The organism is Streptomyces longisporus (assembly GCF_039532765.1).
Lineage (GTDB): Bacteria > Actinomycetota > Actinomycetes > Streptomycetales > Streptomycetaceae > Streptomyces > Streptomyces longisporus.
This window is the reverse complement of record NZ_BAAASG010000005.1, coordinates 309,725-322,953: the sequence shown is the minus strand read 5'-3', so window position 1 is coordinate 322,953 and position 13,229 is coordinate 309,725. Positions and strand designations below refer to the sequence as shown.

Genomic DNA, 13,229 nt, shown 5'->3' with positions numbered 1-13,229 from the left:
AGCCCCCGACACCATGCCCCGGCCCGCCCCCTCGGAGACCAAGTACCGCCTTGCCACGGCCTTCCAGCGCCGCCTCAACCCCGTCATGCGCCGCCTGCCGCTGCAGACCCTCCTGGAGACCACGGGCCGCACCTCGGGCCTGCCCCGCCGCACACCGGTCGGCGGGCGCCGGGTCGGCGACTCCTTCTGGCTGGTCTCCGAGTTCGGGGAGCGGTCCCAGTACGTGCGCAACATCAAGGCCGACCCGCGGGTGCGCGTCCGGCTGCGGGGCCGCTGGCACACCGGCACGGCGCATCTGCTCCCGGACGACGACATCGCCGCCCGTCTGCGTGCTCTGCGTTCGCTGAACAGCGTGGCGGTACGGGCGATCGGGTCGGGACAGCTGACGGTGCGGGTGGATCTGGACGGATGAGCGCGGCGGGTGCGGCCGCCCGGCTCACCCCGGCCAGACGATCGCCTGCACCTCGCCGTACGCATGCAGGGCGTACACGCCGACGTCCCGCCCCACACCGCTCTTCTTGAACCCCCCGAACGGCGCCTCCATGTTGCGGCCCACCGTGTTGATCCCCACCCCGCCCGCCCGCAGCCGCCGGGCCACCCGGAACGCCCGCGCCACGTCGCCCGACCAGACGTAGTCGATGAGGCCGTAGTCGGTGTCGTTCGCGAGGGCGATGCCCTCTTCCTCCTCCTCGAAGGGGATGACGGACACCACCGGGCCGAAGATCTCCTCGCGGGCCACGCGCATGTCATTGGTGCAGTCCGCGAGGAGGGTCGGTGCGACGTAGAAACCCCGGTCGGACGGCGGGCGTTCGCCGCCCGTCACGACCGCCGCGCCCTCCTTCCGGCCCAGTTCGACGTACGACTCCACACGCTCCCGATGGGCGGCCGAGATCACCGGTCCGACCACCGTGTTCGGATCACGAGGGTCGCCGACCGTCAACCGGCCGGCATACGCCGCCAGTTGCTCGACCAGGCGGTCGTACACGCCCCGCTGCGCCAGCACCCGGGTCGGTGCCGTGCAGATCTGGCCGCTGTAGAAGGAGAAGGTCGTGCCGATGCCGGCCACCGCGGAGCCCACGTCCGCGTCGTCGAAGACGAGCGCCGCGCCCTTGCCGCCCAGCTCCATCAGCTGCCGCTTCATGGAACGGCCGCACACCTCACCGATCCGCTGCCCGACCGCCGTCGACCCGGTGAAGCTCACCATGTCGACGTCCGGGGACGCCACGGCCGCCTCGCCGACCCCCACCGCCCGCCCGGAGACCACGTTCACCACACCCGCCGGGACACCCGCCCCCTGAAGTGCCTCCGCCATCCGGTAGACGGACAAGGGGTCCTGGGGGGCAGGCTTCACCACCACCGTGTTGCCCATGGCCAGAGCGGGGGCGATCTTGCCGGCCGGGTTGGCCCACGGGTTGTTGTACGAGGTGATGCAGGTGACGACGCCGACCGGCTGGCGGACGGCCAGCGCGCCCATCACGCCCGCCTTCCCCATCGGCCCGGCCTCGTTGATCTGCGGTGGGACGGCCCACTCGGCGGGCTCCACGCGCGCGTACCGCCGGAAGCGGGCCACGCCCACCCCGACCTGCATCGCCCGTGCCGTCCCCGTGGTCGCCCCGGTCTCCGCCTGCGCCAGCTCGGCGTACGGCAGGAACCGGCTGGCGATGATGTCCGCCGCGCGGCCGAGCACCGCCGCGCGTTCCTCCGGCGGGGTCCTCGACCACGGCCCGAAGGCCTCGCGGGCCGCGGCGCAGGCCGCGTGCACCTGATCCCGCGAGGCCTCCGGAGCCCACCCGATGGTCTCCTCGGTCGCCGGGTCGACGACCTCGTAGTGGCCGCCGTCCGGCTCGACCCACCGGCCGCCCACGAACAGCCGCTGCCCGTCCGCCCCTTGGTTCACCTGGTGCTCACCGTCCGGGTGTCCCGCCCCGACCGCAGCACCTTCCCCGGCACGGCACCGCTCACCACGTCGTCCCGGATCGCCTCGACCCCGTTGACCCACACGGCCCGCACCCCGATCGCCTTGGCGTCCAGCCGCGGACTGTCACCCGGCAGGTCGTGCACCAGGGTGGCCGTGCCCGCGTCGATCCGCTCCGGGTCGAAGAGGACCAGATCCGCATGGAAGCCCTCCTCCACCCGGCCCCGCTCCCGCAGCCCGAAGAGCCGGGCCGGGTCGTCGGTCAGCATCTTCACCGCCTGCTCCAGACCGACCAGCTTCCGCCGGCGCAGACAGTCGCCCAGGAAGCGGGTGGTGTACGGGGCTCCGCACATGCGGTCCAGGTGCGCACCGGCGTCGGACCCGCCGAGCAGCACGTCCTCGTGCTGCCAGGTCTCGGCACGCAGCGCCCAGGACGCGGGGTCGTTGTCGGTGGGCATGGGCCACAGGACGGTACGCAGCTCGTCGGCGGCGCAGATCTCGACGAGGCACTGGAACGGGTCCTGCCCCCGCTCCTGCGCGATCTCCTCGACGACCCTGCCGGTCAGCCCCTCGTTCGCCTCGCTGTACGTGTCCCCTATGACGTACCGCCCGAAGTTCGTGAGCCGCCGGAAGACACCAGCCTCCTTGGACGTGGCGTGCTTCAGCATCTCCGCGCGTACGTCCGGGTCGCGCAAGCGGGCGATCCGCTCCGGCACCGGCAGCCCGAGGACCGGACCCCACCCCGGTATCAGGTTCAGCGCGCAGAAGGTGCCCAGGGACATGTTCATCGGCGTCAGGATCGGCATGGTCAGCGCGACCACCCGGCCGCCCGCCTTCCGTGCCTGCTCGCTGGCGTACAGCTGCCGGGGCACGCGTTCGGGTACGGAGGCGTCGATGGTGAGGACGTTCCAGTTCAGGGGGCGTCCGGCCGTCGCGCTCATCTCCGCGAACAGGTCGATCTCCGCGTCGCTGAACTGGTCGAGGCAGCCGGCGACGATCGCCTCGATCTGCGTGCCCTCGTGCTCGCCGACGGCACGCGAGAGCGCCAGCAGCTCCGCCGGTTTCGCATGCCGGGAGGCAACCGGCTTCCCGTCGCCGTCCGAGTGGGTGGACGACTGGGTGGTGGAGAACCCCCAGGCCCCGGCATCCATGGCGGCATGCAGCAACCGCACGATCTCCGCCAGCTGCTCCGCACTGGGCTGCCCGCCGACCGCATCCGGCCCCATCACATACCGGCGCAGGGCACAGTGCCCGACCATGAACCCCGCATTGACGGCGATACGCCCCTCGAGGGCGTCCAGATACTCACCGAAGGAGTGCCAGCTCCAGGGCGCCCCTTCTTCGAGGGCGACCAGCGACATGCCCTCCACTTTGGACATCATGCGACGCGTGTAATCGGCATCCTCGGGCCGGGCGGGATTGAGGGGCGCCAGCGTGAACCCGCAGTTCCCGGCCGCGACGGTGGTAACCCCGTGGTTGAGGGACGGGGTCGCATACGGGTCCCAGAACAACTGGGCGTCGTAGTGCGTGTGCGGGTCGACGAACCCGGGCGCAAGGACCAGCCCGGAGGCATCCTCCGTGGTCCGGGCCTCTTCGGTGACGATCCCGATGACGGCGACACGCCCGTCCCGGATCCCGACGTCGGCGGTGTACGCGGGGGCACCCGTCCCGTCGACGACGGTCGCCCCCTTGATGAGGTGATCAAGCATGCGGTGACTCCCTGAGTTGCGTAGGGCATGCCTCCTCGGGGGCGCGGGGAACTGCGCGACCAGCCACAGACAACCGGCACCCGCGAACGGTCCGCACCCCTGCGGCGACTAGGCGGACTGCCGGAACCGGGACGTCCGATGCACAGGATCGGTGTCGATCTTCGGAATCACATGCTCCCCGATCAACCGAATCGTCTGCAGCGTCTCCTCCTTCGGCACCCCCACCGGCAACCCGAAGCTCAGCTGGTCCGCCCCCGCCTGCTCCCACCGCTTGCACTGCGTGAGCACCTCGTCCGGATCCCCGCAGATCAGCAGCTCCTCCTCGATGAGGACTTCGACGAACTCGGGCGTGTACTGCGGCAGCGTCTCCGGCCACACCGGGAAGCCCTCGGGCCGCGGGAAGGTGTCGTGGTACCGGAACACCAGCGACGGCAGATAGTGCAGCCCGCCGTTCACCGCGATCTCGATCGCCTCGGCGTGCGTCGGCGCACAGATGGCCGTCGTGGTGACCATCACGTTGTCGTTGACGAAGTCCCCGACCGGCTCGGCGTTCACGATCGCCGTCTTGTACTGCTCCAGCACCCACTCCATGTCGGAGACCTTCTGGATGCTGAACCCGAGCACCCCGAGGCCCTTGCGGGCGGCCATGGCGTACGAGGGCGGCGACCCGGCGGCGTACCACATCGCCGGATGCGACTTCCCGTACGGCTTCGGCAGGACCTTGCGCGGCGGCAGCTGCCAGTGCTTGCCCTGGAAGCCGGCGTACTCGTCCTGGAGCCACATCTTCGGGAACTCGGCGATCGTCTCCTCCCAGATCTCCTTGGTGTAGTTCATGTCGGTCACACCCGGTATGAACCCGAGGATCTCGTGCGAACCGGCGCCCCGCCCGCTGCCGAACTCGAAGCGGTTGCCGGTGAGATGGTCGAGCATGGCGACCTTCTCGGCGACCTTCACCGGGTGGTTGACCTGGGCCAGCGGGTTGAAGATGCCGGACCCCAGATGGATCCGCTCCGTCGCGTGCGCCAGATAGCCCAGGAACACGTCGTTGGCGGAGAGGTGCGAGTACTCCTCCAGGAAGTGGTGCTCGGACGCCCAGGCGTACTTGAAGCCCGACTTGTCCGCCTGGATGACGTACTCGGTCTCCTCCATCAGTGCCTTGTGCTCGGCGAGCGGGTCGGTCTCGGCGCGCTTGCCCACGTATCCCTGTACAAAGAGCCCGAATTCCAAGGAGGTTCACCGTCCCCGGTTCTGAAGGTTTCTGACGCACCGTCAGTTTTGGATGACTGTTGCACCACCCGCACGGAGGGTCAATAGCTGACGAGCAGTCAGATAATGCTGACCCCCGCCAGCCACCCGCCGTCGATCACGAACGGCTGCCCGGTGATGTACGAGGAGTCGTCGGAGGTCAGGAACAGCGCCAGCCGCGCGACCTCCTCCGGCTTCCCGATCCGGCCGAGCGGCACGAGCTTGCGGTACAGCTCGTCCAGGGCCCGCCCCGTCTCCTCCGCGTCCGCCGCCGGGTCCAGCTGGGCCGGGTTGGACATGGCGGTGTCGATGGCGCCGGGGCACATGGCGTTGACGCGGATGCGCCGGTCGGCGAGTTCCAGGGCGGCGACGCGGGTGAGGCCGAGGATGGCGTGCTTGGTGGCGGCGTACGTGCCGACGGCGGCCATGCCGGTCACGGCGGTGTAGGAGGCGGTGTTGACGATCGTGCCGCCGTCCTCCATGACCGGTGCGACGGTCTTGATGCCGAGGAAGCAGCCGACCTGGTTGACCTGTACGACCTGCATGAACTCGTCGAGAGGGGTGTCGAGCAGGGAGTTGAAGCGCAGGATGCCGGCGTTGTTGACCAGGCCGTCGACCCGGCCGAGGGAGTTCTTCACGGCGCTGACGGCCGACCGCCACTGGTCCTCCTGGCTCACGTCCAGGTGGACGTAGCGCGCGCCCAGTTCCGCCGCGAGGGCGCCGCCCTGCTCGTCGAGGACGTCGGCGATCACGACCTCGGCCCCCTCCGCTCTGAACAGGCGGGCCTCCTGCTCGCCCTGTCCGCGCGCCGCTCCGGTGACGATCACGACGCGTCCGTCCAGTTTGCCCATGCCGTAACTCCTCAGAGAGTGGGCGCCACGTCGGCGCCGAAGGCCGCCATCTGGTCGGTGAGTTCGGTGCGGCTGCGGCTGCGGAACCGCACCTGGATCTGATCCACGCCCATCGCGCGATAGGCCCGCAGGGACTCGGCGAGCGCGTCCGGAGGGCCGGTGAGGGTGCGGCGGCCGACGTCCCAGGCGGGTGTGCCGAGGTGGAGCGGCTCGGTGATGGCGCCGATCGTGAACGGCCCGTCGAGGCCCGCCTCGTCCCGAAGCCGCCGTATCCGCTCGATCTGCGCGGGCAGCCGGTCCCGCGGGTCGCCCTGCGGCAGCCAGCCGTCGCCCTTGAGGGCGGCCCGGCGTACGGCGGCGGGGGAGGATCCGCCGACCCACACCGGCACGTGCTCCTGGGCCGGACGCGGCTGCTGCCCGAGCCCCTCGAACTCGTAGAGCTTGCCGTGGTGTTCGGGGAACTCGTCCGGGCCGAGGGCGGCCCGCAGGGCGTCGATCGACTCGTCGAGCACGGCCCCGCGCCGCTCGAAGTCGACGCCGAGCACCTCGAACTCCTCCCGTACGTGACCGGCGCCGACGCCCAGGATCAGCCGGCCGCCCGACAGATGGTCGAGGGTGGCGTACTGCTTGGCCGTCAGCAGCGGGTGCCGCAGTCCCACGACGGCTACGTGGCTGAGCAGCCGTACCCGCTCGGTCACGCCCGCCAGGAAGCCGAGGGTGGCGACGGGGTCGTACCAGACCGTGCTCATGGCGGAGGCCAGCCGGCGCGGGACGGCGACGTGGTCGCAGCCGGCGAGATAGCCGAAGCCGGCGCGGTCGGCGGTCCGGGCGATCTCGACCAGGTCCTCGGGACCGGCGGCGGCCTCCCAGCCCTCGGCGTAGATGGTGCTCTGGGACTGGACGGGCAGCTGCATCCCGTACGTCAGGGCACTCACCGCCAGAGCCCCTCAGGGGTGAGCCCCAGCAGCTCGATGGCGTTCCCGCGCACGATCCGCTCCACCACCTCGGGGTCCAGATGACCCATCTGCGCCTCGCCGACCTGCCTGGACTTCGGCCAGGTGGAGTCGGAGTGGGGGTAGTCGGTCTCGTAGAGGACGTTCGCGACGCCGATCGCGTCGAGGTTCTTCAGCCCGAAGGCGTCGTCGAAGAAGCAGCCGTAGATGTGCTCGGCGAAGAGTTCGGACGGCGGGCGGTGGACCTTGTCGGCGACGCCGCCCCAGCCTCGGTTCTCCTCCCAGACGACGTCGGCACGTTCGAGGATGTACGGGATCCAGCCGATCTGGCCCTCCGCGTACATGATCTTCAGCTTCGGGAAGCGTTCGAACTTGCCGCTCATCAGCCAGTCGACCATCGAGAAGCAGCAGTTGGCGAAGGTGATGGTGGAACCGACGGCGGGCGGGGCGTCCTTGGACGTGGACGGCATACGGCTGCTGGAGCCGATGTGCATGGCGATGACCGTGCCGGTCTCGTCGCAGGCGGCGAGGAAGGGGTCCCAGTCGTCGGAGTGGACGGACGGGAGGCCCAGGTGCGGGGGTATCTCGGAGAAGGCGACGGCACGGACCCCGCGGGCGGCGTTGCGCCGGACCTCCGCCGCCGCGAGCTCGGCGTCCCAGAGGGGGATGAGGGTGAGGGGTATGAGCCGGCCCTGGGCCTGCGGGCCGCACCACTCCTCCACCATCCAGTCGTTGTAGGCCCGGACGCACAGCAGTGCCAGCTCGTGGTCCGCGGCCTCGGTGAAGGTCTGGCCGCAGAAGCGGGGGAAGCTCGGGAAGCAGACGGAGGACTGGACGTGGTTGACGTCCATGTCGGCGAGGCGCTGCGGGACGTCGTACGAGCCCGGGCGCATCTGCTCGTAGGTGATGACCTCGAGCTTGATCTCGTCCCTGCTGTAGCCGACCGCGGTGTCCAGGCGGGTGAGGGGCCGCTGGAGGCTCTCGTACAGCCACCAGTCGCCGAGGGGGCCGTCGTCGCCGGGGGCGCCCATCACCGGGCGGAAGCGGCCGCCGAGGAAGGAGATCTCCTTCAGCGGCGCACGGACTATGCGGGGGCCGGTGTCGAGGTACTTCTTCGGCAGACGGCTCTGCCAGACGTCGGCGGGCTCCACCGTGTGGTCGTCGACGGAGATGATCAGCGGGAAGTCCGGGAAGTCCTTCGTGGTCTCCATGGCGGTCACGGTAGCGCCGATCTGACGACCCGTCAGCTATGCGGGAGCCATCAGCGGTTCCGCCGCGAGTGCGAAGAGCAGGTGAGGGCCTTGTGATATCCCGCGCGTCTGCCTGCACAAGCGCTCTCCCCGGCTGACGCATCCGGCATGAACAAGGCAAACTGACGTAGGCCCTGTCGTTTGGATCAGGTCGGCTGTAGGGAGCTGCAGGGAACGGTGCCTGCCGGCCGCCCCGAGCGGGCCCGCGACGCTGAGCTGGTCCGAACGGCAGGGCCTGCTTGCCCACTGTGTCTAGGGAGACGGCGATGGACGGTGTACCGCGAGTGCCGGAACAGAGGCGGGCCGGCTCCTGCGCGGAGCCTGCTCCGCTGAGCTTCGCCGTGCTCGGTCCGGTACGAGCCCGACGCGGATCGGAGCAGCTGAGCACCGGCTCCCCGCAGCAACGTGCCCTGCTCGCCGCCCTGCTGCTGCGCGAGGGCCGCACGGCCACCGCGGGCGAGCTGATCGACGCCGTGTGGGGCGAGGAGCCGCCCTCGCAGGCCCTCGCGGCGCTGCGGACGTACGCCTCCCGGCTACGGAAGGTGCTGGACCCCGGGGTCCTGGTGAGCGAGTCCGGCGGGTACGCGGTGCGCGGGCTGGCCGAGGGCGCCCTCGACCTGGCGGTGGCGCAGGACCTGGCCGCCGAGGCGGAGAAGGCGAAGAGCGCCGGGGACCTGTGCAAGGCCCGCGAGCTGCTCGGCCGCGCGCTGGCGCTGTGGGACGGGGAGGTGCTGGCCGGCGTGCCCGGCCCGTACGCGGAGGCACAGCGGGTCCGCCTGGAGGAGTGGCGGCTGCAACTCCTGGAGTCCCGTCTGGACATGGACCTGGAGCAGGGCTGCCACGCGGAGGCCGTGTCGGAGCTGACCGCCCTCACCGCCGCCCATCCCCTGCGCGAGCGGCTGCGCGAACTGCTGATGCTCGCCCTGTACCGCAGCGGCCGCCAGGCGGAGGCGCTGGCGGTGTACGCGGACACCCGCCGGCTGCTGGCGGACGAGCTGGGCGTGGACCCGCGGCCGGGGCTGCGGGAGCTGCAGCAGCGGATCCTGCGGGCGGACCCGGGGCTCGCGGAGCCGCAGTCCCCGCAGGCCGAGCCGGCCGCTGCCCCCGTCCGCCCGGCCCAACTGCCCGCCACCGTCCCGGACTTCACCGGCCGTGCGGCCTTCGTGCAGGAGCTCGGCGAGGTGCTGTCCTCGGCCGAGGGCCGGGTGATGGCGGTCTCCGCGGTGGCCGGCATCGGCGGCGTCGGCAAGACCACACTGGCCGTGCACGTCGCCCACCAGGCGCGGACGGCCTTCCCGGACGGCCAGTTGTACGTCGACCTGCAGGGCGCGGGGGCACGGGCGGCGGAACCGGAGACGGTCCTGGGCTCGTTCCTGCGGGCCCTGGGCACGGCCGACTCGGCGATCCCGGACTCGCTGGAGGAGCGGGCGGCGCTGTACCGGTCCGTCCTGGACGGCCGCCGGGTGCTGGTCCTGCTCGACAACGCACGGGACGCGGCGCAGGTACGGCCGCTGCTGCCGGGCACGGAGGGCTGCGCGGCGCTGGTGACCTCGCGGGTGCGGATGGTCGATCTCGCCGGGGCCCATCTGGTGGACCTGGACGTGATGTCCCCCGAAGAGGCCCTGTCGCTGTTCACGAAGATCGTGGGCCAGGAACGGGTGGCGAGCGAGCGCGAGGCCGCCCTGGACGTGGTGGCGGCCTGCGGTTTCCTGCCGCTGGCGATCCGCATCGCCGCGTCCCGGCTGGCGGCCCGCCGCACCTGGACGGTCTCCGTGCTGGCCGCGAAGCTCGCGGACGAACGCAGACGCCTGGACGAACTGCAGGCCGGCGACCTGGCGGTCAAGGCCACCTTCGAACTCGGCTACGGCGCGCTGGAGCCGGCCCAGGCACGGGCGTTCAGGCTGCTGGGCCTCGCGGACGGGCCGGACATCTCGCTGGCGGCGGCCGCGGCGGTCCTCGATCTGCCGGTGGAGGAGACGGAGGACCTGCTGGAGGCCCTCGTCGACACCTCGCTGCTGGAGTCGGCGGCCCCCGGCCGCTACCGGTACCACGATCTCGTACGCCTCTACGCGCGTGCATGCGCGGAGCGGGACGAGTGGCCGCCGAGCGAGCGCGATGCGGCGATGTCGCGGCTGCTGGACTTCTATCTGGCCACCGCGGCGGGCGTCTATCTGATCGAGCGGCCCGGTGACCGGTTGGTCGACCACCTGGCCGCCCCGGAGTACCAGGGCCTGAGCTTCGCCGACCGCCACCAGGCGCAGGACTGGCTGTACTCCGAGGCGGTCTGCCTGCTGGCCTGCGTGCGCCAGTCCGCCGGCTCCGGCTTCCTGCGGCGCGCGGTCGACCTGTTGTGGGCCGCCGTGGACCTCGCCGAGTCCGGCACCAACTCCAAGGCGTACGAAGGGGTCGCCTCCGCCCTGCGCCAGGCCGCGCGGGAGGCCGGGGACACCCGGGCGGAGGCGCGGGCGCTGATCACGCTGGGGTACGCGCACAGCGTGACGGGCCGCTTCGACCTGGCGGACGAGGAGGCGGCCCTGGCCCACCAGCTGATCGGCGCCGCGCCCGATCCGCTGGCCGGCTGCTGGGCGTCCAACATCCTGGGCGTGATCGCGCTCTACCAGAGCCGCCACGAGGACGGCGAGACCCACATCAACCGCGCCATCGAGGGCTTCCGTGCCTGCGACGACCGGGCGGGCGAGGCGGCCGTGCTGTGCAACCTCTCCCGGATCCACCTGGCCACCGGGCGCACCGACAGCGCGGTGTCCCTGGCCCGGCAGGGCATGGAGATGTACGACGCCATGGGGCATGCGCTCAAGGGCGCCAACGGCCGTTACGCGCTGGGGCTCGCGCTCACCGAGCACGGCGAGCTGCCCGAGGCGGCCGCCCGCCTCCAGGAGGCCCTGACCGTGTTCCGGGACAGCCGGCAGCGGCTGTGGGAGGGCATGTCCCTGTTCCGGCTGGCCGAGGTCGACCTGGCCGCCGGGCGCCCGGCGCAGGCCGCGGCCAACGCCGAGAGCGCCCTCACCGTGCTGCGCGGGATCGGCGGCGACTGGCGCCGGGCGGGCGTCCTGGTCACCCTCGGCCACGGGCTGAGCGGCATCGGCCAGTCGGGGCGCGCGCAGGTCTGCTGGCGCGAGGCCCTGGAGCTGTTCGAGGCGCTCGGTGCCCCGGAGGCCGAGACGGTCCGCCGGCTCCTCACTCCGCTGACACTCGCCTGAGCGCTCCGCTGACGCGACGGCCCCCCGGGGGGCCGGGGCGGGCGTTCATCGTTCGTTTATCGCCGACCGGCACTCTCGTCCTGTCGTTCCGTCGCGTCGGGGGGCAGACGGGTCGACCTGGACCGTTGCACTACGGTGAGCGGTCACGAAGCCGGCCCGGCGGTCCTCGGGGGAGTCGCCGGGCCGGTCGCCACATCAAGAGACCCGAACTGTCAGGGGAGGCAGTCGTCATGAGCGACGAGAACACCACGGACAACCTGCACGCCACGGACGTCGAGGACGGCACCGAGGTGAGCCCGGACAACCTGCACGCGACGAGCGAACAGCTCACCGGGGTGAACCCGCTCAAGGCGGACAGCGGCACCGCCACCGTCACGCCGGACAACCTGCACGCCACCGACCAGAAGGCCTGAGGCCCAGTCCTTCCTCCCCGCGGGGATCGGCCGCGGCAGCCCGGAGGGGAGCTGCCGCGGCCGACGCGTTGTCAGGATCTGCGCAGCTCCCCCTTCAGCACCTTCCCGCTCGCGTTCCGCGGCAGCTCCGCCACGAACGCCACCCACCTCGGCACCTTGTAGTTGGCCATCTCCCGTCGGGCCCAGGCGATCAGGTCGTCCGAGGTCATCGCGGAGTGCGGACGGCGCACCACGTACGCCTTCCCGACCTCGCCGAGCCGCGCGTCCGGCACGCCGATCACGGCCACGTCGGCCACATCGGGGTGCAGGCCGAGGAGTTGCTCTATCTCCGCCGGGTAGGCGTTGAAGCCGCCGACGATGAACATGTCCTTGATCCGGTCGGTGATCCGCAGGTTGCCCCCGGCGTCCAGGACGCCCACGTCCCCGGTCCGCAGCCAGCCGTCCCGCGTCAGGACCTCCGCCGTGCCCGCCTGGTCCTCGTAGTAGCCGCGCATGACGTTGAAGCCGCGGACCAGGACCTCGCCGGGCTCGCCGACCTCGGCCTCGACCCGTACCTCCGTGCCGGGGATCGCTCGTCCTGACGTCGAGGCGATCACCGTGGGGTCGTCGCCGCGCCGGCACATCGTCACGATGCCGCTGGCCTCCGAGAGGCCGTACGCCGTCAGGACCGTCTCCACGCCCAGTTCCCCGCGCAGCCGCTCCACCAGTCGCAGCGGCACCACCGCCGCGCCCGTCACCACGAGCCGCAGCGCCGAGAGGTCATGGGCGTCGCGGGCCGGGTGGTCGAGCAGGGACTGGTGGAGGGTCGGCGGGCCCGGCAGCACCGACACCCGTTCCGCCGCGATGTTCGCGAGGGCCGTGTCGATGTTGAACACCGGCTGGGGGATCATCGTCGCGCCGCGCATCAGACAGGCCAGGACCCCGGCCTTGTAACCGAAGGTGTGGAAGAAGGGGTTCACGATGAGATAGCGGTCGCCCTGCCGCAACCCCGCGAGGTCGCACCAGATCTCGTACGCCCGCAGCGTCTGCGCATGCGTGATCACCGCGCCCTTGGGGCGGCCCGTCGTACCGGACGTGAAGACGATGTCCGACGGCCAGGAACCCTCCACCGCCGCCGAACGCGCCCGCACCTCCGCCGGTCCGACCCCGTCCCCGCCCGCGAGGAAGTCCTTCCAGGTACGGAAGTCCTCGGGCGCGTCGTCCGACAGCACCACCACCTGGTCGAGGTCCGGCAGCCCCGGCCCCCGCTCGACCGCCCGCCGCAGCGAGGCCACGTACGAGGTCCCCAGGAAGGTCCCCGTCACGAACAGCAGCCGCGCTCCGCTCCTGCGCAGGACGTCCGCCGCCTCCGCCCCCTTGAAGCGCGTGTTGATCGGCACGAGCACCGCCCCGGCCGACACCGCGCCCAGCGCCGCCACGATCCAGTCCGAGGAGTTCGGGGCCCAGATCGCGACCCGGTCACCCGGTGCGATGCCCGCCGCGACGCAGGCCGCCGTCGACCGTTCGACGCGGGCGCCCAGTTCGGCGTACGAGATCCGGGTACGGCCCTCCACCACCGCCTCGGCCTCCGCGTACCGCTCGGCCGCCGACCGGACGAGTCCCGGAATGCTGCCCCACTCCACGTCACCGCGCACAACAGCCCCCTACTACTAGCTGACTACCCGTCAGATTAGCT

General features: G+C 71.6%; 10 protein-coding genes. 3 read left to right on the top strand and 7 right to left on the bottom strand.

The features are described 5' to 3' along the window. Positions 1-13 precede the first annotated feature (13 nt). The gene (locus tag ABD355_RS09755) at positions 14-412 is read left to right on the top strand and encodes a nitroreductase/quinone reductase family protein (protein WP_344399753.1); all 399 of its coding nucleotides are present in this window, start codon (positions 14-16) and stop codon (positions 410-412) included. 24 nt (positions 413-436) lie between these two features. On the opposite strand, the gene ABD355_RS09750 is transcribed toward ABD355_RS09755, so the two are convergent. The 6 genes from ABD355_RS09750 to ABD355_RS09725 form a co-directional block, all read right to left on the bottom strand. Continuing rightward, positions 437-1,897: an aldehyde dehydrogenase family protein gene (locus ABD355_RS09750; RefSeq protein WP_344399752.1), complete on the bottom strand. Its 1,461-nt coding sequence runs from the start codon at positions 1,895-1,897 to the stop codon at positions 437-439. Next, on the bottom strand, positions 1,894-3,624 hold the full coding sequence (locus tag ABD355_RS09745; RefSeq protein ID WP_344399751.1) for an N-acyl-D-amino-acid deacylase family protein: 1,731 nt from the start codon (positions 3,622-3,624) through the stop codon (positions 1,894-1,896). The genes ABD355_RS09750 and ABD355_RS09745 overlap by 4 nt, the downstream gene beginning before the upstream one ends. A 108-nt stretch (positions 3,625-3,732) precedes the next feature. Further along, positions 3,733-4,851: an LLM class flavin-dependent oxidoreductase gene (locus tag ABD355_RS09740; RefSeq protein ID WP_344399750.1), complete on the bottom strand. Its 1,119-nt coding sequence runs from the start codon at positions 4,849-4,851 to the stop codon at positions 3,733-3,735. Positions 4,852-4,949: 98 nt separating this feature from the next. Further along, positions 4,950-5,720: an SDR family NAD(P)-dependent oxidoreductase gene (locus tag ABD355_RS09735; protein ID WP_344399749.1), complete on the bottom strand. Its 771-nt coding sequence runs from the start codon at positions 5,718-5,720 to the stop codon at positions 4,950-4,952. Between the two features lie 11 nt (positions 5,721-5,731). Beyond that, entirely contained in the window at positions 5,732-6,634 is a 903-nt protein-coding gene (locus ABD355_RS09730) for an LLM class F420-dependent oxidoreductase (RefSeq protein WP_344399774.1), read from the bottom strand. Positions 6,635-6,651: 17 nt separating this feature from the next. After that, positions 6,652-7,884, bottom strand: a complete 1,233-nt coding sequence (locus ABD355_RS09725) for an amidohydrolase family protein (protein WP_344399748.1) — start codon at positions 7,882-7,884, stop codon at positions 6,652-6,654. A 305-nt stretch (positions 7,885-8,189) separates the two neighbouring features. Here ABD355_RS09725 and afsR point away from each other — a divergent pair, with 305 nt between their 5' ends. Together afsR and ABD355_RS09715 are read left to right on the top strand one after the other, a co-directional pair. Then, entirely contained in the window at positions 8,190-11,141 is a 2,952-nt protein-coding gene (afsR, locus tag ABD355_RS09720; RefSeq protein WP_344399747.1) for an SARP-family global regulator AfsR, read from the top strand. A gap of 230 nt (positions 11,142-11,371) precedes the next feature. Beyond that, a complete protein-coding gene (locus tag ABD355_RS09715; protein WP_344399746.1) occupies positions 11,372-11,554 on the top strand; it encodes a hypothetical protein in 183 nt (60 codons plus the stop codon). A 71-nt stretch (positions 11,555-11,625) separates the two neighbouring features. Here ABD355_RS09715 and ABD355_RS09710 read toward each other — a convergent pair whose 3' ends face one another. Beyond that, positions 11,626-13,188 carry a FadD3 family acyl-CoA ligase gene (locus tag ABD355_RS09710; RefSeq protein ID WP_344399745.1) on the bottom strand — a complete coding sequence of 521 codons (1,563 nt, stop codon included), beginning with the start codon at positions 13,186-13,188 and terminating at the stop codon, positions 11,626-11,628. Positions 13,189-13,229 lie beyond the last annotated feature (41 nt).

Excerpts from the sequence above, each read along its gene's own strand:
- ABD355_RS09715 (WP_344399746.1), top strand. The coding sequence starts at position 11,372 with ATGAGCGACGAGAACACCACGGACAACCTGCACGCCACGGACGTCGAG.
- ABD355_RS09730 (WP_344399774.1), bottom strand. The coding sequence starts at position 6,634 with ATGCAGCTGCCCGTCCAGTCCCAGAGCACCATCTACGCCGAGGGCTGG.
- afsR (WP_344399747.1), top strand. The coding sequence starts at position 8,190 with ATGGACGGTGTACCGCGAGTGCCGGAACAGAGGCGGGCCGGCTCCTGC.
- ABD355_RS09745 (WP_344399751.1), bottom strand. The coding sequence starts at position 3,624 with ATGCTTGATCACCTCATCAAGGGGGCGACCGTCGTCGACGGGACGGGT.
- ABD355_RS09735 (WP_344399749.1), bottom strand. The coding sequence starts at position 5,720 with ATGGGCAAACTGGACGGACGCGTCGTGATCGTCACCGGAGCGGCGCGC.
- ABD355_RS09755 (WP_344399753.1), top strand. The coding sequence starts at position 14 with ATGCCCCGGCCCGCCCCCTCGGAGACCAAGTACCGCCTTGCCACGGCC.
- ABD355_RS09725 (WP_344399748.1), bottom strand. The coding sequence starts at position 7,884 with ATGGAGACCACGAAGGACTTCCCGGACTTCCCGCTGATCATCTCCGTC.